We start from the raw sequence: 19,757 nt of genomic DNA on the forward strand, positions 1-19,757 counted from the left end.
ATCACGCGGAGCGCAGGAAGCGGTCCAGCACCCGGATGCCGAAGCGCAGAGACTCGACCGGTACCCGCTCGTCGATCCCGTGGAACAGCGCCGCGAAGTCCAGCTCCGGCGGCAGCCGCAGCGGGGAGAACCCGAAACAGCGGATCCCCAGCCGCTCGAAGCTCTTGGCGTCGGTGCCACCGCTCATCGTGAAGGGCACCGGGCGGGCGCCGTCGTCCTCGCTGCGCAGGGCGGCGACCATCGCGTCGACGACCGGCCCGTCGAACGTCGTCTCCACGGCCTGGTCGTGGACGATCCACTCGCGCTGCACGCCCTCGCCGACCAGTCCGGCCAGCTGCCGCTCGAACTCGGCCTCCTGGCCGTGCAGGAAGCGGCCGTCGACGGTGGCGCTGGCCGTCCCCGGGATGACGTTGGTCTTGTAGCCGGCGTCGAGCATCGTGGGGTTGACGGTGTTGCGCAGGGCCGCGCCGATCATCCGGCTGATCGAGCCGAGGCGGGCCAGCGCCTGCTCGGGCTCGTCGGGGTCGATCTCGATGCCGTAGGCGTCGCTCACCGCGTCGAGGAAGGCGCGCATCGGCGGGGTCAGCACGGTGGGCAGCCGGGTGGAGCCGATCCGGGCCACGGCCTCGCACAGCCGGGTGACGGCGTTGTCGTCGTGCACGAACGAGCCGTGACCGGGCCGGCCGGTGGCGGTCAGCCGCATCCAGGCCAGGCCCTTCTCCGCGGTCTGCACCAGGTAGAGGCGCAGGTCGTCGCGGACGGTGATGCTGAAGCCGCCGACCTCGCTGATCGCCTCCGTGCAGTCGGCGAACAGGTCCGGGTGGTTGTCGACCATCCACCGGGCACCGAGCGCGCCGCCCGCCTCCTCGTCGGCGAGGAACGCCAGGACGACGTCGCGCTCGGGCCGCACGCCGGTGCGGGCCCAGTCGCGGACCAGCGCCAGCACCATCGCGTCCATGTCCTTCATGTCGACCGCGCCGCGGCCCCAGACGTAGCCGTCGCGCTCCTCGCCGGAGAACGGGTGCACGCTCCACTCGGCCGGGTCGGCCGGGACGACGTCGAGGTGGCCGTGCACCAGCAGCGGCGGGCGGCTGCGGTCGGTGCCCTCGATGCGCGCGACGAGGCTGGCCCGCCCGCGCTCGGACTCGAAGAGCTGGGAGCCGATGCCGACCTCGTCCAGCTTGCCGGCGACCCACTCCGCGGCGGCCCGCTCCCCCTTGCCGGTCGCGGTGTCACCGGTGTTGGTCGTGTCGATCCGGATGAGGTCGCTGAGCAGTTCGGCGACCTCGGCCTGGGCGCGGGTCAGCGGGGCCGGTGCCCCCGGGCTCGTCGGGTCGGCGTCCATGGGCCGAGCCTAGGCGGCGCCGTCAGCTGCTGACCCAGGTGAACAGCGCGTTGCCGGCGAACACGCCGGCAACCGCGGCCAGGAGGTAGTACAGCCACCACCGCCAGGGGCTCTTCCGCTCCGGCGTCGTCACCGCGCCCCCTCCTCGCGCAGGGTGGCCGCCTTGGCCAGCCGGTACTCCTCGTCGGTGAGCTCGCCGGAGGCGTGCAGGGCCGCGAGCCGCTCCAACCGCCCGGCGACCGACATCGCCGAGGCCCGCTGGTCGTGCTCGGGCGGCGCCGGGCGCCGCGGGGCGGCTGCTGCCGGCGCCGGCTCGCGTCTCGGCTGCGGCTTCTCCAGGTGCGGGTGGTGGACGACAACCGGCGGCGGCTCCTGCCGCCTGCGGCGCTCCCGCCGGCGCTCCTTCAGGACCGACACGGCCATCAACAGCGGGAGGCTGCCCATGAGCACGAAGAGGACGCCGCAGAAGAGGAAGCTGCCGCTGATGCCGGCCCCCGGCGGCGGGTCGATCGCGCCGTCCTCGAGGAAGTTCCAGCCCAGCGTCAGGAACAGCGCCGGCCAGCCGAGCCACAGCACCCCCGGCGAGCCCAGGACGGCGCTGCCGTACAGGGTGCCGATCACGCACACGATCGCGCAGCCGAAGACCAGCAGCATCGCCGCGCCGGTGCCGTCGGGGCACGGCTGGGCGGAGACGTAGGGGCCGCCGTCGGCGCACGACCCGCCGATCGCGGTGACCGACCGCATGATCCGGGACAGGATGGTGATCCCGGCCGTGCCGGCGGCGATGCCGACCCCGAGCGCCACCACGGCGCGGACGCGAACGGCGAGCGGCCGCTCCTGCGTCGTCGTCACGACCACCTCCGGCTCGGGGAAGACCGCAGCGGAGGCTAGGGCCGACACCGGGCCGGCGGAAGGGCCGGGGGTGCGTCGAACCCCGGGAGGCGTCTTGTAGTCTGGTCAGGCACTCGTCCGGGTGGCGGAATGGCAGACGCGCTAGCTTGAGGTGCTAGTGCCCTTTATCGGGCGTGGGGGTTCAAGTCCCCCCTCGGACACAGCTGAGAGCCCCCGCGGTCACCGACCGTGGGGGCTCTGTCGTTCGTCCGCGGCGGTGGCAGTCGATGGCGACGTGTGACCTGTGGACGACGTCGATCAGCATCGGAGCCGGTGTCCACGCTGTCGAGTATGTCTCGCGTCCCCCGTTCTCCCGTACCCATCACGTCCGCCGCCGAGCTGATGTTCTGGTGGGCCGAGGTGCTGTCCGAGCCCGATGCTGCCGATCAGGCGTTGTCCCTGCTCTGGCTCGACGCCGCCGGCCACCGGCTGGGTCGCGTGCTGTCGATCTCCGGGGCGGCCGCGCACCCCGGTCGGCGCGTGATCGGCACTGCTGCGCACCACACTGGGCACGGGCAACACCGTCACGTGCAGCCTGCGCGTGGCGACCCCTCGGTGGATCACCAGCGTCATCGATCCGCCGCCGGACGCCTTCCACGCACGGCGGATCGCCCGCCGCCCGCCGTCATCACTCCTTGACCGCAACTGGCTGTGTGACCAGAATTGAGGTCATGACGACGCAGGCGCTCGCGGCGGTGAAGGCGCGGTTCAGCCAGGTGATCGACGAGGTGGCCGGTACCCACGAGCGTGTCACGATCACCAGGAACGGCAGCCCGGTCGCCGTCATCCTCGCCGTCGAGGACTACGAGTCGCTCATGGAGACGCTGGAGGTCTTGTCCGACCCGCGCGCCCGAGCGGACATCCGCCAGGCGGAGGCGGAGATGGCCGACGGTGAGGTCTATGACGAGGCCCAGGTACGGGCGGCACTGACCGCTCGTCGCGGGTGAGCGAGCGCCGGTCCTACACGGTTGTCCTCTCGGCGGCCGCCAAGCGAGCCATCGAGCGGGACCTCCCCGAACCCGTCGCCGTCGCGGTCGTCGACTTCTTGTACGGCCCGCTCGCCTCCGACCCCCATCGCGTGGGCAAGCCGCTGCGCTTCGAGCTGGAGGGCTACTGGTCCGCACGCCGGGGCCAGTACCGCGTCGTCTACTCCATCCACGATGACGAGGTCCTCGTCCGGGTGGTGCGGATCTCGCACCGGGCCGACGCCTACGGCTGACCGGAGCGTCCACGGACGCTGAGGCGTGTGCGGAAGTGTCGTGTCGCCCCTCGCACACACCTGAGAGCCCCCGCGGTCACCGACCGTGGGGGCTCTTCGTCTGAGACGTCGGCATGCATCGTCTGTCACCGGCACCCCTGCCGGCGGTGCGGATCCCGCTGGCGGTCAGGGTGCTGGCCACCGGCCGCTACGCCGAGCCGAGCTACGACGTCGTCCTCGGCATGGACCGCGGGGCGCTGCGCGTGGCCACCTGCACCGCGGTGATGGCCGACCGCTTCCCGCCTCTCCGCCTCGACCAGGGCGGGTTCCTCCCCTGGCCGCCGATGCCCGCCGTCCGGCGTCCGGATCCGCACGACCAGGGGCGGCCGTGGCGACGGTCGCCCAGGTGTGACCCGGTCCTCCGCCGCCCGAGCCGTTCCGCACTTCGGCGCCACGAGCGGTTTCGAAAGTCCCTTCCGGCCGTCGTCCCCCGTCCCTAGCGTCCGCCGGGCGGCCTCCGCTCACCCCGCCTCGAACCAAGGAGACACCGTGACCTCCTTCCCCCGCACCGATGTGGTCCCCTCCATCCCACCGGCGGCTCGCGGCCGTGGCGTCACGAAGGTCTACGGCGAGGGCGACACCCGCGTCGTCGCCCTCGACGGCGTCGACGTCGATCTCACCCGCGGCCGCTTCACCGCGATCATGGGTCCGTCGGGGTCCGGCAAGTCCACGCTCATGCACTGCATGGCCGGCCTCGACTCGGTCACCTCGGGCCAGACCTACATCGGCGACACCGAGCTCAGCAGCCTCGACGACAAGCAGCTGACCGCGCTGCGGCGCGACAAGGTCGGCTTCGTCTTCCAGGCGTTCAACCTGCTCCCGACGCTCACCGCGCTGGAGAACATCACGCTGCCGATGGACATCGCCGGCCGCAAGCCCGACCGGGAGTGGCTGGACCTGGTCGTCGACACGACCGGTCTCCGCCCGCGGCTGGCGCACCGCCCCAGTGAGCTGTCCGGGGGGCAACAGCAGCGCGTCGCCTGCGCCCGCGCACTCGCCAGCCGGCCGGAGATCGTGTTCGCAGACGAACCCACGGGCAACCTGGACTCCCGCAGCGGCGCCGAGATCCTCGGCTTCCTCCGACGCTCGGTCCGCGAGATGGCTCAGACCATCGTGATGGTCACCCACGACCCGTCCGCCGCCGGCTACGCCGACCGCGTCCTGTTCCTCGCCGACGGGCGGATCGTCGACGAGATGCTCGAGCCGACCGCCGACCGGGTGCTGGAGCGGATGAAGGCCTTCGACCGTGAGGCCGTCAGCACGGCACCCGCCGCAGACGAGTCAACCGGGGCGCGCTGACATGTGGCGCACCACCTACCGGAACCTCATGGCGCACAAGCTGCGCTTGGCCATGTCCGGACTCGCGATCGTCCTGGGCGTCGCCTTCGTCGCCGGGACGCTGGTCTTCACCGACACCCTGAGCAAGACCTTCAACGACCTGTTCCGCAGCACCTCGGCCGACGTCAACGTCGAGCGCGCCGCCGCCTTCGACCAGGGGCTCACCGGAACCGGCGCCGGCGGCACGGCCTCCTACGTGCCGGCCGACCTGGTCGACGAGATCGCCGCCGTGGACGGCGTCGCCGCGGTCGAGGGCTACGTGCAGGCCGAGGGCGTCTACATCCTGGATCGGGACGGGGACGTCCTGGACACCGGCGGGGCGCCCGGACTCGGCGTCAGCTGGGTGACCGAGCAGTCCGTCTCCCCCAGCACGCTGGTCGACGGCCGCGAGGCGACCGCACCCGGCGAGGTCATGATCGACACCAACGCCGCCGAGGAGACCGGCTACCGGGTGGGCGACACCATCGCCCTGCTCACCCCCGGCCCGCGGATCGAGGCCGAACTCGTCGGTACTTTCCGGTTCGGCGACGAGGGCGGCCTGGCCGGGGCGACGCTGACCGCCTTCGACGCGACCACGGCTCAGGAGCTGCTCACCGCGCCCGGCCAGTTCACCGGCATCAGCATCGCCGCCGCGGACGGAGTCAGCGACGACGAGCTCGCCGAGCGCGTGGCCACTGCGGTCGGCGCGGAGTACGACGTCAAGACGGCGACCGAGCAGGCTGACAGCCTCGCCACGGACTTCTCCGAGGGCCTCGCCTTCTTCAACGTCTTCCTGCTGGTGTTCGCCGGCGTCGCCCTGTTCGTCGGCACGTTCATCATCCTCAACACCTTCTCGATGCTGGTCGCGCAGCGCACCAAGGAGCTCGCACTGCTCCGGGCCCTGGGCGCCAGCCGGGCGCAGGTGACCCGCTCGGTGCTCGGGGAGGCGCTGGTCCTGGGCGTCCTCGGCTCCACCGTCGGGCTCGCCGCCGGCTACGGCATCGCCGCCGGGCTGCGCGCCCTGTTCGGCTCCTTCGGGCTGACCCTCGACGGGGCCCTCGTGTTCGCCGCCGACACCGTCGTGTGGTCCTACGTCATCGGCGTCGCCGTCACGGTGCTCGCGGCCTATCTCCCGGCTCGGCGCGCGGCCAGGACGCCGCCCGTCGCCGCCATGCGCGACGACGTCGTCGCCGAGGAGCGCGGCCTGCGCCGGCGCACCGTGATCGGCGTGGTCCTGGCCGGTGCCGGCGTCCTGGCGCTGGTCGCCGGGACCCTGACCGACGACGGCAGCAACGCGGCCTCCCTCGTCGGCGTCGGCGCGCTGGCGCTGATCCTGGGCGCCACGGCGCTGAGCCCGGTGCTGGCCCGCCCGTTCCTGCGGGTCGTCGGCGCGGTGCTCCCCCGGTTCTTCGGGACGACGGGCCGCCTGGCCCAGGAGAACGCCGTCCGCAACCCCCGCCGCACCGCCGCGACGGCCTCGGCCCTCATGATCGGTCTCGCACTGGTGAGCGCCTTCAGCGTCATCGGGGCGTCGACGAACAAGAGCATCGACGCGCTCATCGCGGGCTCCGTCCGCGCCGACTTCGTCGTCTCCAGCTCCGGCGGACAACCGTTCAGCCCAGCCGTCGAGCAGGATCTGGCCGCCGTCGACGGCGTCGACGCGATCACGCCGCTGCGCTGGGGCCAGGTACAGCTGGATGGTGAGACGGCGCTGCTGAACGCCGTGGACCCCGCCGGCCTCGACCGCAGCATCGAGCTCACCTTCTCCAGCGGTTCGTCGGACGGCCTCGCCGACAACGGCCTCCTCGTCGACGAGCAGACCGCCGAGGACCGCGGTTGGTCCGTCGGCGACACCGTGGAGGCGCTGTCCGTCGACGGCCGGGTGCAGGAGCTCGTCGTCGGCGGCGTCTTCGAGACCAACCAGGTCGTGGGCTCCACCGTCGTCTCGCTCGACACGCTCGGCGGCGCCGGTGGCGTGGCCCTCGACCGGTTCCTCTTCGTCGACCTGGCCGACGGCGTGGCTCCGAGCGACGTCCGGCCCGCGATGGAGGAGGCACTCACCGCCTACCCGATCGTCGACCTCAAGGACCGGGGCGAGTTCTCCGACGAGCAGAAGGGGCAGGTCGACCAACTGCTGCTGCTCATCAACGCGATGCTCGTGCTGTCGGTGATCATCGCCGCCCTCGGCATCGTCAACACCCTGGCCATGTCTGTCATCGAGCGGACCCGGGAGATCGGGCTGCTGCGCGCCGTCGGGCTCGGCCGAGGGCAGCTGCGCCGGATGGTGCGCCTCGAAGCGGTCGTGATCTCCGTGTACGGCGCGGTGCTCGGCATCGTCCTCGGCACCGCGTTCGGCGTCGCGCTGAGCCGGGCGCTGTCGGATCAGGGCATCAGCGAGCTGGCCGTCCCGGCGCCGCGCATGGGGGCCTTCCTCCTCGTCGCCGCGGTCATCGGGGTGCTGGCCGCCGTCGGCCCGGCGCGGCGGGCGGCCCGGCTGAAGGTCCTCGACGCGATCGCGAGCACCTGACGGGCTGGTGGCGCGGGGGCAGAGCGGCTGCTCCCGCGCCACCGGCGCAGACGGCGCCGTGTCGATCTCGGCGGTGTCTTCGAAGACGGTGACCTCCCGGTCCAGCGCCTGAGCGGTCCCGACCGCGGTCCGCCAGCCAGCTCTCCCCCACCGCACACGGCTACGGCCTCCTCGACGCCGGTACCGCACCGACGTGCCGAGACGTGCCTACCGCGACGTCGACGCCGTCCACCCCCGGCAGCAGATGTAGGCCGCCAGCAGCACGACGCACAGGGCGCCGTCCCCGATGGCCACGATCTCCGCGTCCGGCACGTCCTCGGCCAGGAGGAGTGCCCCGGTCGCCGCGAGCGCCAGCTTGTTCACGATGGCGAGCTCCCAGAGCGCCGGGACGCTGCGCGGCCACAGAGCGAGCAGGGAGAAGACCGCGGCGAAGAACACGAGCCCGTAGCCACGCCACACCTCGAGCACCCGGATCACGTCCGCGGCCTGCGAGGCACCGAGCAGAGCGGTCAGTCCCGAGACGCCGGCTGCGAGTGCGGCGCACCAGGCCAGCGCCCGCCCCACGCGCTCCCTGCCGACGGACGGCGCCGGGGACGTCTCGACACGACCGGGCACAGGGCCTCCACGCTTGCTCGCTGCACGCTGCTCGGCGGGGTGGACCTCGCTCGGACGCCGGAGCAGTCCGCACGCTAGGCGGACGACGTGAACGGTTCCGCCCCCGCACGTGAACGCCCGCCCTCCGCCGCTGGACGCGTGGCCACGCCCCTGACAGCCAGCCGGCGCGTCGGGCGATGCGGAGCGCGCGACGCGCTCGCGCCCGGCTTCGCGTCTGCCGCGGACAGGTGGTCGCGCACCGGGGCCACCGAGAGGAGGAGCGCCGGGGGATCTCTTTCCCGGATCCGCTGCCCCTCCTGGTTCATCGGCTGTGCGACCCCGTCACCCGTCTCGATCCCGTCGATGGTCGACGGGGTCGTCCCCCGGCCGGCAGGGGCCGCGGGCGGGAGGAGCGGCTGCCTCGTCCATCGCCCCTGTCGTCGTTGCCGGGCCGGCGTCGTTGCCGGCCCGGCGTCGTCGTGGACGGGGCCGGCTGGTTCACGCGCGGGCCGGACGCGGCACGCGACCGGTTCGGCGCTGCTGCGGCAGCACGTGCAGCGCGCCGGCCAGGTAGCGGCGCAGCACCTCCGGGTCGGCGGCGTCGGACACGAGACCGAGGTAGCCGTCGGGACGGACGAGCGCGAGGCCCTCCGCCGCGAACCCGTACGCCCGGGCGAGGGCGCCGCCGGGGTCGAGGAGGTCCGCGGCCTCCGCGCCGGCCCCGTCGGCCACCGTCCAGACGCTTCCCAGGTCCCCGACGAGGTCCCGCAGCAGCCGGACCCGCTGAGGGTCTGCGCCGCGGGCGAGGACCAGCACGCCGGGCCGCGCCAGCAGCTCCTCGACCGACACCGGCGCCCCGTCGCGTCGGGCCAGCCCGGCCGGGTCCGGCGCGCGCTCCCCCGCCCGGGCACCGCGGGTCGCGCGGCCGTGCTGGACCGACAGCGGGCTGTCGCGGTGGTCGATGGTGAGCTCGGCGACCGTCCGGGCGGCGGTCGCGCCGAGCCGGTGGACGTGGCCGACGACGAACATGGCGACGTCGCGCAGCGCCGCCGCGGGTCCGGTGGCGGTCCCGACGTCGGTGAGCACGGTGGTGGCGCGCACCACTGCGGCACCGACCGGGTGCCGTTCGGCGTCGTAGGTGTCGAGCAGGGCGGCGTCCGCCCGGCCGCGCGCGACGAGCGCGAGCTTCCAGGCCAGGTTCGTCGCGTCCTGCAGGCCGGTGTTCATCCCCTGCCCCCCGGCCGGGCTGTGCACGTGGGCGGCGTCCCCGGCGAGGAACACCCGGCCGACGCGGTACCGCGGCACCTGGGCGTGGTGCACCTCGAAGTAGGTCAGCCAGCGCGGGTGCCGCACCCGGACCCGGCCGCCCGTGCGCGCGTCGGCCAGCGCCTGGACCTGCGCCAGGGTCGGGTCCCCGGGACCGGGCGTGCCGACGGCGAACATGACCCGGGCCCGCTCGCCGGTCAGCGGGAACATGATCCCCAGGCCGTCGGGGTGACCGAACATGTGGATGGTGTCCGGCGAGCAGGTCGTGTCGACGTCGACGTCGGCCATGGCGAAGTGCTGCCCGGCGAACCCGCCCTCGAGCTGCAGACCCACCAGTGAGCGGGTGGTGCTGTGCCCGCCGTCGGTCCCCACGACCCAGCCGACCCGCTCGGTCCGCTCCGCGTCGCCGGTGCGGAGGGTGACCTCGACGCCGTCGGCGTCCTGCGTCAGGGCGGTGAGCCGGACACCCCGCTCGACGACGACGCCCAGCTCCGCCGCCCGCTCGGCCAGCACCTCCTCGGTGTCGGGCTGGGCCACGTCGAGCAGGTACGGGTGCCGGCTGGGCACGCCGCCGAGCTCCAGCCGGGCACGGGTCCGGCCCGTGGTCCCGTCCACCATCTCGAGCGCAGCGATCCGCCGGCCGCGCGCCTCCAGCCGGGGCAGGACCCCGAGCGAGGCCATCACCTCGAGACTGCGGGCGTGCACGCCCACGGCGCGGGACTCGGTCGTCGGCCGCTCGAGCGGGTCCACGACCCGTACCGGCGCCCCGAGGCGGGCGAGCTGGCAGGCCGCCATGAGACCCACCGGCCCGGCGCCGGCCACCAGCACACCCGCGTCCTCCGGTCGCCGCGTCGCTCCGGGCATGGCGCCGTCCTCCTCCCGGGCCGCCCGTGCGGCGACCGTGCGGACACCGTCGCCACGGTGGCTCCAACGCGGCTCCAAGCCGCCCGGCGGCCGCGGCTCGAGGGAGGTCACCGGCGCCTAGCGTGGGCCGCATGACGCCCCGACCCGGGGAACGCCACGACACCGCAGCCCTGCCGGCGCCGTGCCCGCAGCCGAGCGGCGCCCGGCCGCGGCTGCGCGGCGTGGACGTGCTGCGCGGCCTCGCCGTCGTCGGCATGCTGCTCGTCGACAACCGGGGCAACGCGGCGATCCCCGACCAGCTGCAGCACGTGCCCTGGGACGGGCTACGGGTCGCCGACGTCGTCTTCCCGGTGTTCCTGCTCGTCGTCGGGGTGTCGATGCCCTTCTCCCGGCGGGCCGACCGGCCTCGGGCGGCTCTGGCGCGGGTCGTCAAGCTCGCCGTGCTCGGTTGGCTGGTCGTGACGGCGAAGTACGGGCCCGGCGTCGTGGGGGCCGGCGTGCTCGGCCACATCGCCGGCGCGTACCTGCTGTGCTGGCTCCTGCTGCGGCTGCCCCGCCCCACGCAGGTCCCGGTCGCGGCCGGCGTGCTGGCCGGGCTCAGCGTGCTCTCGGTCGTCGCGGGCGCGGAGCCGGACCGCTCGTGGGCGCACGCCGTGGACGAGGCGCTCGGCCTGCCGTTGTCCGCGGAGGCGCCGCACGGCTTCCTGGCCAGCGCGGTCACCGTCTTCCTGGGCGTCCTCGCCGGCCGGGTGCTGCAGGCGGGCGCCGGCCGGCCCGCGCTGCGCCGGCTGACCGCGGGTGGGACGGCGTTGCTGCTCGCCGGGCTGGCGCTGACGCCGCTCGTGGCCCTGAACAAGCGGCTGTGGTCACCGTCGTTCGTGCTGGTGACCGGCGGGATCGGGCTGCTGGCGCTCGCGCTGGCGCACTGGCTGGTCGACGTCCGCGGCGTGCTGCGGCCGTTCCGGCCGTTCGAGGTGCTCGGCCTGAACGCGGTCGTGGCGTTCGTGTCCTCCGAGGTCGTGTTCCGTGCCGTGCTGTCGCACGCGGTCCAGCCGGCGGTCGACCGCTGGCTCAGCGCGGTGGCCGGGCCGGTCACCGCGGCGTGGGCGTACGCGCTGCTGTCGGTCGTCGTGATCTGGGCGGTGTGCGCGGAGCTGGCCCGGCGCGGGATCGTCGTCCGGGTGTGAGTCAGCCGCCGACCGGCTCGGGGACGCTGCGCCCCAGCAGCCGGTTGGCGCTGATCAGGGCGATGCCGCGGTCGGCGATCTGCTGCAGCGCCGAGGGCAGGGCCTGCACCTCGAGCTCGCGGCGGGCCGCCAGCGCCTTCGCGAAGGCGGCGTCCGGGTCGAACGTGCCGCGCCCGATGCCGTCGTGCAGGCCGAGGACGTCGCCGGCCTCCACCGTCTGCCCCATGTAGTCGCCGATCTCCGACACCTCCTTCCTGTCCCCGGGACCGCGGGTGACCGACCAGATGAAGGTGTCGTAACCCAGCTCGGCGGCCACCCGGAGCGCGTACCCGGTGAGCTCACCGCGCGGCGGCCGGAAACTGGTGAACGGCTGCTCGATCAGGGCCTCGACCTCGTCCTTGCAGCGCCTGAGCTCGTCGCGGGTCTCCCGCTGGGTGAGCGTGGTGAGGTCGCGGTGGTCCCAGGTGTGGTTGCCGATCTCGTGGCCGGCCGCGACGACCTCCCGCAGCAGGTCGGGGTGCCGGACGGCGTTGTAGCCCATGATGTTGAAGGTCGCGGTGAGCCCCGCCTCCGCCAGCGCGTCGAGGATGCGCGGCGTGTACTCCGGCGTCGGCCCGTCGTCGAAGGTGATGGCGGCGATCGGCTCGGTGACGGTGGTGTTCCAGACCACCCGGCGGGTGCCGAGCCGGGCCACCCCCTCCCCCTCGTCGGCCGCCCCTCCGGCCTCCAGGAACCGTTCCTCCGCCCGTGCGGTGGCCCGCCGCCGGGCCGCGTCCTCCCCGTCGGTGAGCAGGACGCCGCCCGCGCCGCCCACCGCCAGCCCGGCCGCCCCCAGGCCGGCGCCCACCAGGAGTTGCCGCCGCGACGTCATCGGGAGGTCCTGGACCAGGACCGGGCGGCTCCGGAGGTCCCCGGAGCGGACACCGGCGACCGTTGGAGCGCGGTTGGAGGCAGCGCGCGGACCGTCGCGGCACCGGGCCGGGGCCGCGGCCCCGGACCGGGAGGACGGCCATGACCCCCGACATGACCCCCGACATGACCCCCGACCCGACGACCTGGGCCGACCGGCTCACCGGACTGCCGCCCGGCCGGGTCCACCTCCCGGGGACGGCCGGCTACGAGGCGGCGCGGGCCGGGTTCGACCTCACCGCGGTGCCCACCCCGGACGTCGCGGTGTCCGTGGCCGCCGAGGCCGACGTCGCGGCCGCGGTGCGCGCCGCGATCGCCCGCGGCCTGCCGGTCGCCGTCCGGGCCACCGGGCACGGCCCGGTCCCGGGCGGGACCGGCGGGGTCCTCGTCGACACCCGCGCGCTGTCGCGGGTCGTCGTCGACCCGGTCCGGCGGACCGCGACGATCGCGGCCGGTGCCACCTGGCGCCCGGTCCTGGCAGCGGCCGCGCCGCTCGGCCTGGCCCCGCTGTGCGGCTCCGCCCCGGACGTCGGCGCCGTCGCCTACACCCTCGGCGGGGGACTCGGCCCGCTGGGCCGCCGGTACGGCTGGGCCGCCGACACCGTCCGGCGGCTGCGGCTGGTCCCCGCCGACGGCGAGGTCCGCGAGGTCACCGCGGACACCGAGCCGGACCTGTTCTGGGCGCTGCGCGGCGGCGGCGGGAACCTCGGCGTCGTCACCGAGGTCGAGATCGACCTCGTCCCGCTGCGCGGCGGGCGGGACCTCTACGGGGGCGGTCTGTACCTCCCCGGGGAGGCGACGCCGGACGTGCTCGCCGCCTTCGGCACCTGCACGGCCTCCGCGCCCGACGCGCTGTGCCTGTCGGTGGCGTTCGTGACCCTCCCCGACCTCGACGACGTGCCGCCGCCGTTGCGCGGGCGGCACACCGCGCACCTGCGGGTGGCGCACGTCGGGACGCCGGCCGAGGCCGAGGCGCTGATCGCGCCGCTGCGCGCGGTCGCCGACCCGCTCCTCGACACCGTGCGCCCGCTGCCGCTGGAGCAGATCGGGAGCATCCACGCCGACCCGGTCCGGCCCCAGCCGGTGTCCTGCGGCGGCGCGGTGCTGCCCGGGTGGGACGGCGGCGCGGTCGACGTCCTGCTCGACGCGGTCGGCGCCGCGACCCCGTTCCTGCTCGAGGTGCGGCACCTCGGCGGTGCGCTGGCGCGACCCGCCGTCCCGGCCGGCGCCGTCGGCCACCGCGACGCCGGCTACGCCGTCTTCACCTCCGCCCTCCCCGGCCCGGCGATGGCGGAGGCGGGAACCGCGCAGACCGGGTTGTACCGGCGCCTGGAGCCGTGGAGCGGCGGCCGCTCCCTCTACAACTTCACCGCGCGGCCCGACGGCCGGCCGGCCGACGCCCACGCCGCCTTCGACCCCGCGACGTTCGACCGGCTGGCCGCGGTCAAGGCGGCCTGGGACCCGGCCAACACCTTCCGCGTCAACCTCAACGTCCCGCCGGCCGGTGGTCGGACGGCGGCCGAGCAGGCACCGGCGCTCTCCCGGGCGCGCGTCTGACGCCGTGACCGAGGGCACGAGGCCGGCCGGTCAAGCGCGGCCGGCGGGAGCCGGCTGCCCCCGGCCGGTGACCCGGTCGGGATACGACGTCGAGAACCCGACGAGGACCCAGATGACCGCGATCGGCACGGCCCAGTCGAGCACCAGCTCGAGCAGGTGGGCCGAGCCGGTGTCGGTGGCGTCCACCTCCAGCGCGGTGACGAGCACGCCCGCGACGCCGATGACCAGCAGCCCGGCGCCCCACGCGGCACTGATGACCCGGTTGACCGACCGGAAGGTCGGTGTCCCCCAGTACTCCCGCGGCGTGGACTCCCGGGCGTACTCCTCGGTGAACGGGCGGACCGACGCCGTCGCCAGCACGTAGAGGCCCAGCACGACGCCGACCAGCGGCCGCCCCCAGGTGTACAACCAGTCGTCGACGTCCCGCCCACCGGCGAAGCCGGCGACGGCGATCGCGGCGAACAGCACCAGCGACACCAGGTCCAGCGTCACCGGGCCGTGGCGGCGCCGCGCGACCGCCAGCGCGACGACGGTCATCGCGACGGCGAGCACCGCGCTCCAGGCGACGGCGTCGGCTGCGATCCGCTGCGCCACGAAGGAGAAGGCGATCCACGGCAGGAACCCGAGGACCAGAGAGATGGGGTTCATGGCCGCGACCGTGCCGCCGGCCGGTCCAACCGCCGTCCAACCGGCGGCCGGCGGTCAGACCCGCTGCTCGTCGAGCCACCGGTCCAGCGCCGGCAGCGCGAGGTAGGCGATCGTCGCGTGGGTGGCGTGCCCGACGACGTGCAGGTCGACGCGGTCCCCGGTGCGCCGGGCGGTCTGCACGAACGCGTCGGTGTCGGCGGGCAGCACGAGCTCGTCCCGGGCGCCCTGGGCGACGAACACCGGTGCCGCGATCGGGCGGGACCCGGCCGAGTTCTCCCGCAGCAGCGAGGCCCACGGCTGGGTCGTCGTCGGGTCGGCCGCGAAGAAGTGCCCGACCAGCGGCGCGCCGATCCGGTGCAGCTCGCGGAGGGAGCTCAGCAGGCACAACCGGTTCATCTCCGGCAACGCGCGCACGGCCTCGGTGGTGAGGACGTCGTCGAGCCGGGCGCCGGGCACGTCCGGCCCGTACACCCCGGCGAACGCGGGGAAGGCGTACGAGCCGATCGTCACCCCGGAGACGTCGTCCAGGTGCGAGCGCAGCAGCGCGGTCAGGTCCGCCGCCGGCGCGGCCGCCGCCACGGCGAGCACCTGCAGCTCCGGGGCGTAGCCGGGCTGGTCCTCGGCCGCGAGCAGGACCGCCTGCCCGCCCTGCGAGTGCCCCCACAGCACGACCCGGTCGCCGGCCTGGGCGCCGTCGAGGTGACGGGCGGCGCGGACGGCGTCGAGCACGGTGCGCGCCGCCGTCCGGCCCACGAGGTAGGAGTCCGGCCCGGCCGTGCCCATCCCTGCGTAGTCCGTGGCGACGACCGTGTAGCCGCGGTCGAGCGCCATCCGCAGCCCCTCGATGCCGATGAAGGGGTCGAACCCGCGCGAGGGGGCGCAGGACGCCGCGGTGCCGGTCGTGGGGTGGCCCCACGCGAGGACCGTCCGCCCACCCGGCGGCGCGTCCCCCACCGGCCGCACCACGACGCCGGTGACGACGACCGGCCGGCCGTCGAGGTCGGTCGACCGGTACATGACCCGCCACGCCCGCGACCCGGCCGGCGTCCCGGCCAGCGCCTCGCTGCGCACGACCGTGCCCGGGTCGCCGTCCGCCGCGCCGGCCGGCTGCTCGTAGAAGGCGGCCAGGTCGGCGCGCTCGGCCGCGTCCCCGGCCACCCGCGGTCCCTCCAGGACGACGAGGACCGCGGCGAGGGCGAGCACCGCGGCCGCCGCGGCCCGCGCCCCCCGGCGCAGCCACGACCGGCGGCGGCGGGGCTGCGCCGGCCGGTCCTCGCCCGTCGCGCCGCGCTCGTCGCGTGCCGTGCCCATCGAGGTCTCCGCGGTCCGCCGGGGTCGGGTCCCGGGCGACGCTGCTCCCGGGTGCTCCAACGGCGCTCCAAGCGCCCCGGACCGGCCGCGGGCGCGCCGGGGCGACGGCCCGCCCCGCCGCGGTCGAGCACTCCGTCACCGCCGACGGCGACGCGTGGATCGCGGGGCACCGGGCAGGCGACGGGTCCCGCAGCGGGTTGGACTGCGGTTGGATGAGCCGCCCCCACGATCCGCGGGGCCGGACGCCCCCCGGCGCCGCGAGGAGGCTGCGGTGGACGACGTCGTCTCGATCGACACCCTGGCGGCCGCGGCCGCCGTCGCGCTGGTCGCGGCGGTGGTGACCGGCCTCCTCCCCCGCATGCCGGTGCCGCAGGTCGTCCTGCTGATCGCCGGCGGGGTCCTCATCGGCCCGGACGTGCTCGGCATCGGGTCGGCCGCGGACATCCGGGTGCTCGCCGACGTCGGCCTCGGTTTCGTCTTCCTGCTGGCCGGCTACGAGTTCGACCTGCGGCTGTTCCGGGAGGACGCCGGCCGCCGGGCGCTGCTGTCGTGGGCCGTCTCCCTCACCGTGGCCGTCGGCGTCGCCGGGGCGTTGCAGGCCGCCGGCGCGGTGGAGTCGGTCCTGCCGGTGGCGCTGGGCCTGACCACCACCGCGCTGGGCACGCTGCTGCCGGTGCTGCGGGAGTCGGGGCTGCTCCGCGGCCGCCTCGGCCGGTACCTGCTGGCCGCGGGCGGGGTCGGGGAGCTGTTCCCCGTGCTGGTGATCGCCGTGTTCCTCGGCAGCCAGGGCCGGTTCGCCGCGCTGGTCTCGCTCGCCGCCGTGGGGTTGCTCGCGGTCGTGCTCGCGCTGCTGCGGCACTGGTTCCTGGAGGACGGCCGGCTGGCCGGGGTGGTGCGCGCCGGCCAGAACGAGACCGCGCAGATCACCCTGCGGGCCACGATCCTGCTGCTGCTCACCCTGCTCGCGGTCACCGACCGGTTCCACCTGGACGCGGTGCTCGGTGCCTTCCTCGCCGGCGTCGTGCTGCGGCACTGGGTGGGAACCGCGGCGCCGCTGCTGGAGGCCAAGCTCGACGCCGTCGGCTACGGGTTCTTCGTGCCGCTGTTCTTCGTCTACTCGGGGATGGGCCTGGACCTGGACGCGATCGGTGCGGCACCGCTGCTGCTGGTGCTGTTCCTCGTCCTCATGGTCGCCGTGCGCGGCGGCCCGGTGCTCCTGGTCTACCGCGGCGCGCTGGACCGGCGGGAACGCGTCCAGACCGCGCTGGTCAGCGCCACGGCGATGCCGGTGCTCGTCGCGCTCACCGAGGTCGCCGTCCGGAGCGGCACGATGACCACCGCCGACGCCGCCGCACTCGTGGGCGCGGGCGTGGGAACCGTGCTCGTGCTGCCCGCCGCCGCCGTCGCGCTGCACCGGCCACGCCGGCCGGGACCCCCCGCGCGGCCGGGGGACCCGGTCGGCGGGCTGGGCGCCGGCCCGGGCGGCTGAGCCCCGTGGACCGGGAGGTCGTCGCGTGGTCCGCCGGTGCGCTCGCGCTGCTGTCGGCCGCGCTGTTCGCGGTGGCGTCGGCGGTGCAGCAGCGGTCGGCGGCGGCGGTGCCCGAGGCGCACGCCCGCGGCCTGGGCCTGCTGTGGTCGCTGGTGCGCTCGCGGCGGTGGTGGACCGGCACGCTGGCCGACTCGGGCGGGTACGTCGCGCAGGCCACGGCGCTCGGGCTGGGCTCCCTGCTGCTCGTCCAGCCGCTGCTGGTCACGACCGTGCTGTTCGCGCTGCCGCTGAGCGCGCGGTGGGCGCGGCGGCGGCTGGGCCGCGCCGACTGGGCATGGTCGCTCGTCCTCGCGCTGGCCCTGGCGGCCTTCGTCGTCGTCGGCGACCCGACCGCCGGGGTGGACACGGCCGCCTGGGGGCGGTGGGTGCCGGCCCTGGCGGTCCTCGGCGCCCTGTGCGCAGGGTGCCTGGCCGCGGCGGCGGTGCGCCGTGGCGCCTCCCGGGCGCTGCTGGTCGCGCTGGCCGCCGGGCTGGTGGCCGGCCTGTCCGCGGCGCTCACCAAGGGCGTCGTGGGGCTTCTCGACGACGGGCCGGGGGCGGTCCTCACGCACTGGAGCACCTACCTGCTGGTCGCCACGCTCCTGGGGGGCACGTTCCTGCAGCAGTCGGCCTACCAGGCCGGGCCCCTGACGGCGTCGCTGCCGGCGGCGACCGTGGGCGAGCCGGTGGTCTCGGCGGTCCTCGGCGTCGCCGTCCTCCAGGAGCGGCTCCGGGCGGACGGCGCGGAGTGGGCGCTCATCGCCGTGCTGGTCGCGGCCATGACGGCGGCCACCGTCGCCCTGGCCCGGTCGTCGGTCCGGCCGGCTCCCGACCCGCTGCCCGCGGCGTGAGGTCACGCCGTGGCCTCCGCCGCGGCCCCCGCGGGGGCCTCCGGTGCGCCGCGGCGGCGGGCCAGGAGGGCGAGCACGAACGGGGGCAGCGACAGCACGACCGTCGCCAGCGCCAGCAGCAGCACGTAGACCGCGGTGTCCCCGGTCGCCAGCTGGCCGGGCGGGACGAACCCGAGCAGGAAGGAGAACAGGCAGCCGAGCAGCCCCACCCCGCCGACCAGCCACACCCCGGGCAGGCCACCGGGGATGCGGTAGGGCCGGGGCACCTCCGGCCGCGTGTACCGCAGCCGGATCACCGCGGCGAACACCAGCGCGTACATCGCCACGATCACCTGGGCGGTGACCGCCGACAGCATCCAGTACGAGGTGCTCACGCTGGGCACCGCGACGAACAGCAGCGCGAACACCGAGCCCGCGACGCCCTGTGCCACCAGCAGGGCGACCGGGACGCCGTTGCGGTTGGTCCGGCCCAGCCTCGTCGGGGCCAGCCCCTCCCGCGCGACGACCGCCACCCCCGAGGCCGGGCCGAGGACCCAGGGCGTCAGGTGCGCCACCCCGCCGAGCGCGACCACCAGCGCCAGGGGTGCGAGCAGCCAGCCGGCGCCCAGCGTGTCCAGGACGCGGCTGAACAGCTCCATCGTCCCGGAGACCAGGCTGATCTCGTGCTGCGGCAGCACGAACGACATGAACAGCGAGCCGAGCACGGAGAACGTGACGGTGATCGCCACGGCCGCCGCGATCGCCCGCGGCACGGTGCGGCCGGGGTCGCGCGTCTCCCGGGCGTGGAAGCCGGCCATCTCCATGCCGGTGAACAGCAGGACGATCCCGCCCAGGAACGCCAGGTCGGCCAGGTGCACGTCCGGCACCAGCGCGCCCGCGGAGAAGGGGATCTGCGAGGCGTCGCCGCGCAGCAGGTACGCCGCGCCGAGCCCGACCACCAGCAGCGCCGGCACGATGGAGCCGGCGACCGTGCCGACCGCCCCGATCACCGACGACGCCCGCACCCCGCCGAGCGCGGCCGCCGTCGTCCCCCAGAACACGACGAGCATCACGACGACCAGGTACGTCCGGTCGGTGGCCAGCGACGGGTCGATCGCGTAGGCCAGCGAGGCGGCGATGAACGACAGCACGGTGGGGAACCAGGCGACGTTCTCGGCGTAGTCGCACCACACCGCGAGGAACCCGGTGCGCCCGCCGAAGGCCTCCCTGACCCACGCGTAGACCCCGCCGTCGAGTGGGAAGGCGGTGCCCAGCTCGGCGGCGGCCATCGAGATCGGCACCAGGAACACCGCGATCGACAGCGCGAACAGCGCGAACATCGCCCAGCCGTACTCGGCCATCACCGGCAGGTTGCGGGCGCTGACGATCGACGCGACGTTGATCATGGCCAGCGCCAGCACGCCCAGCCGCACGGTCCGCGCCGGCGCGTTCACCGGGCGCCGCCGGCCCGCAGCGCCGCGACCAGCCGCTCGCGGGCGTCGCCGTCGCCGTTGCCCTGCACCAGCACGGTGCCGTCGCCCAGGGTGAGGACGACGCCGCTGCCGCGTGGCCGCACCTGGACCTCGGCCCGCCGGGCGGCGGCGTCGGGGGGGGGGGGGGGGGGGGGGCGGGGGGGGGGGGCGCGGGGGGGGGGGGGGGGGGGGGGGGGGGGGGGGGGGGGGGGGCGGGCGGGCGGGGGCGGTCCGCGTGGGGGCGGCCCGGGGC

19 protein-coding genes and 1 tRNA gene are annotated in these 19,757 nt (G+C 75.4%); 11 read left to right on the forward strand and 9 right to left on the reverse strand.

Annotated elements, in window-relative coordinates; genetic code table 11:
- Position 1 precedes the first annotated feature (1 nt).
- Positions 2–1,345, reverse strand: a complete 1,344-nt coding sequence (locus ACI781_RS10365; RefSeq protein WP_456566011.1) for a M20/M25/M40 family metallo-hydrolase — start codon at positions 1,343–1,345, stop codon at positions 2–4.
- Positions 1,346–1,474: 129 nt separating this feature from the next.
- Positions 1,475–2,197 (reverse strand): SHOCT domain-containing protein, encoded by a 723-nt coding sequence (locus ACI781_RS10370; protein WP_456566012.1) that lies wholly within the window; start codon positions 2,195–2,197, stop codon positions 1,475–1,477.
- 115 nt (positions 2,198–2,312) lie between these two features.
- On the opposite strand from ACI781_RS10370, the gene ACI781_RS10375 reads away from it, so the two are divergent.
- The 7 genes from ACI781_RS10375 (at position 2,313) to ACI781_RS10405 (ending at position 7,338) form a co-directional block, all read left to right on the forward strand.
- Positions 2,313–2,397: transfer RNA gene (locus ACI781_RS10375), tRNA-Leu, on the forward strand.
- Positions 2,398–2,509: 112 nt separating this feature from the next.
- Entirely contained in the window at positions 2,510–2,875 is a 366-nt protein-coding gene (locus ACI781_RS10380; protein ID WP_456566013.1) for a hypothetical protein, read from the forward strand.
- 32 nt (positions 2,876–2,907) lie between these two features.
- The gene (locus ACI781_RS10385) at positions 2,908–3,183 is read left to right on the forward strand and encodes a type II toxin-antitoxin system Phd/YefM family antitoxin (protein WP_456566014.1); all 276 of its coding nucleotides are present in this window, start codon (positions 2,908–2,910) and stop codon (positions 3,181–3,183) included.
- Positions 3,180–3,455, forward strand: a complete 276-nt coding sequence (locus tag ACI781_RS10390; RefSeq protein WP_456566015.1) for a type II toxin-antitoxin system RelE family toxin — start codon at positions 3,180–3,182, stop codon at positions 3,453–3,455. Before ACI781_RS10385 ends, ACI781_RS10390 begins: the two co-directional genes overlap by 4 nt.
- A 146-nt stretch (positions 3,456–3,601) precedes the next feature.
- The gene (locus ACI781_RS10395; protein ID WP_456566016.1) at positions 3,602–3,934 is read left to right on the forward strand and encodes a hypothetical protein; all 333 of its coding nucleotides are present in this window, start codon (positions 3,602–3,604) and stop codon (positions 3,932–3,934) included.
- A 49-nt stretch (positions 3,935–3,983) separates the two neighbouring features.
- Positions 3,984–4,793: an ABC transporter ATP-binding protein gene (locus tag ACI781_RS10400; protein WP_456566017.1), complete on the forward strand. Its 810-nt coding sequence runs from the start codon at positions 3,984–3,986 to the stop codon at positions 4,791–4,793.
- A 1-nt stretch (position 4,794) separates the two neighbouring features.
- The gene (locus ACI781_RS10405; protein WP_456566018.1) at positions 4,795–7,338 is read left to right on the forward strand and encodes an ABC transporter permease; all 2,544 of its coding nucleotides are present in this window, start codon (positions 4,795–4,797) and stop codon (positions 7,336–7,338) included.
- Positions 7,339–7,545: 207 nt separating this feature from the next.
- On the opposite strand, the gene ACI781_RS10410 is transcribed toward ACI781_RS10405, so the two are convergent.
- Together ACI781_RS10410 and ACI781_RS10415 are read right to left on the reverse strand one after the other, a co-directional pair.
- Positions 7,546–7,953 (reverse strand): hypothetical protein, encoded by a 408-nt coding sequence (locus ACI781_RS10410; RefSeq protein ID WP_456566019.1) that lies wholly within the window; start codon positions 7,951–7,953, stop codon positions 7,546–7,548.
- A gap of 477 nt (positions 7,954–8,430) precedes the next feature.
- On the reverse strand, positions 8,431–10,062 hold the full coding sequence (locus ACI781_RS10415; RefSeq protein WP_456566020.1) for an FAD-dependent monooxygenase: 1,632 nt from the start codon (positions 10,060–10,062) through the stop codon (positions 8,431–8,433).
- 131 nt (positions 10,063–10,193) lie between these two features.
- Here ACI781_RS10415 and ACI781_RS10420 point away from each other — a divergent pair, with 131 nt between their 5' ends.
- The gene (locus ACI781_RS10420) at positions 10,194–11,249 is read left to right on the forward strand and encodes a heparan-alpha-glucosaminide N-acetyltransferase domain-containing protein (RefSeq protein WP_456566021.1); all 1,056 of its coding nucleotides are present in this window, start codon (positions 10,194–10,196) and stop codon (positions 11,247–11,249) included.
- A 1-nt stretch (position 11,250) separates the two neighbouring features.
- On the opposite strand, the gene ACI781_RS10425 is transcribed toward ACI781_RS10420, so the two are convergent.
- Positions 11,251–12,120, reverse strand: coding sequence for a polysaccharide deacetylase family protein (locus ACI781_RS10425; RefSeq protein ID WP_456566022.1), 870 nt, complete (start codon positions 12,118–12,120; stop codon positions 11,251–11,253).
- 140 nt (positions 12,121–12,260) lie between these two features.
- Between ACI781_RS10425 and ACI781_RS10430 the strand changes: the two genes are divergently transcribed.
- Positions 12,261–13,715 carry an FAD-binding oxidoreductase gene (locus ACI781_RS10430; protein ID WP_456566023.1) on the forward strand — a complete coding sequence of 485 codons (1,455 nt, stop codon included), beginning with the start codon at positions 12,261–12,263 and terminating at the stop codon, positions 13,713–13,715.
- A gap of 30 nt (positions 13,716–13,745) precedes the next feature.
- Here the strand turns inward: ACI781_RS10430 and ACI781_RS10435 are convergent, their stop codons facing one another.
- A complete protein-coding gene (locus ACI781_RS10435) occupies positions 13,746–14,363 on the reverse strand; it encodes a hypothetical protein (protein ID WP_456566024.1) in 618 nt (205 codons plus the stop codon).
- 54 nt (positions 14,364–14,417) lie between these two features.
- A complete protein-coding gene (locus tag ACI781_RS10440; RefSeq protein ID WP_456566025.1) occupies positions 14,418–15,674 on the reverse strand; it encodes an alpha/beta fold hydrolase in 1,257 nt (418 codons plus the stop codon).
- Positions 15,675–15,945: 271 nt separating this feature from the next.
- On the opposite strand from ACI781_RS10440, the gene ACI781_RS10445 reads away from it, so the two are divergent.
- On the forward strand, positions 15,946–17,163 hold the full coding sequence (locus ACI781_RS10445) for a cation:proton antiporter (RefSeq protein ID WP_456566026.1): 1,218 nt from the start codon (positions 15,946–15,948) through the stop codon (positions 17,161–17,163).
- 5 nt (positions 17,164–17,168) lie between these two features.
- Entirely contained in the window at positions 17,169–18,053 is an 885-nt protein-coding gene (locus ACI781_RS10450) for a DMT family transporter (protein WP_456566027.1), read from the forward strand.
- Positions 18,054–18,055: 2 nt separating this feature from the next.
- Here ACI781_RS10450 and ACI781_RS10455 read toward each other — a convergent pair whose 3' ends face one another.
- Entirely contained in the window at positions 18,056–19,486 is a 1,431-nt protein-coding gene (locus ACI781_RS10455) for an APC family permease (RefSeq protein ID WP_456566028.1), read from the reverse strand.
- Positions 19,483–19,608, reverse strand: coding sequence for a hypothetical protein (locus ACI781_RS10460; protein ID WP_456566029.1), 126 nt, complete (start codon positions 19,606–19,608; stop codon positions 19,483–19,485). The genes ACI781_RS10455 and ACI781_RS10460 overlap by 4 nt, the downstream gene beginning before the upstream one ends.
- Between the last annotated feature and the right edge of the window lie 149 nt (positions 19,609–19,757).

Source organism: Blastococcus sp. SYSU D00695, assembly GCF_054050555.1.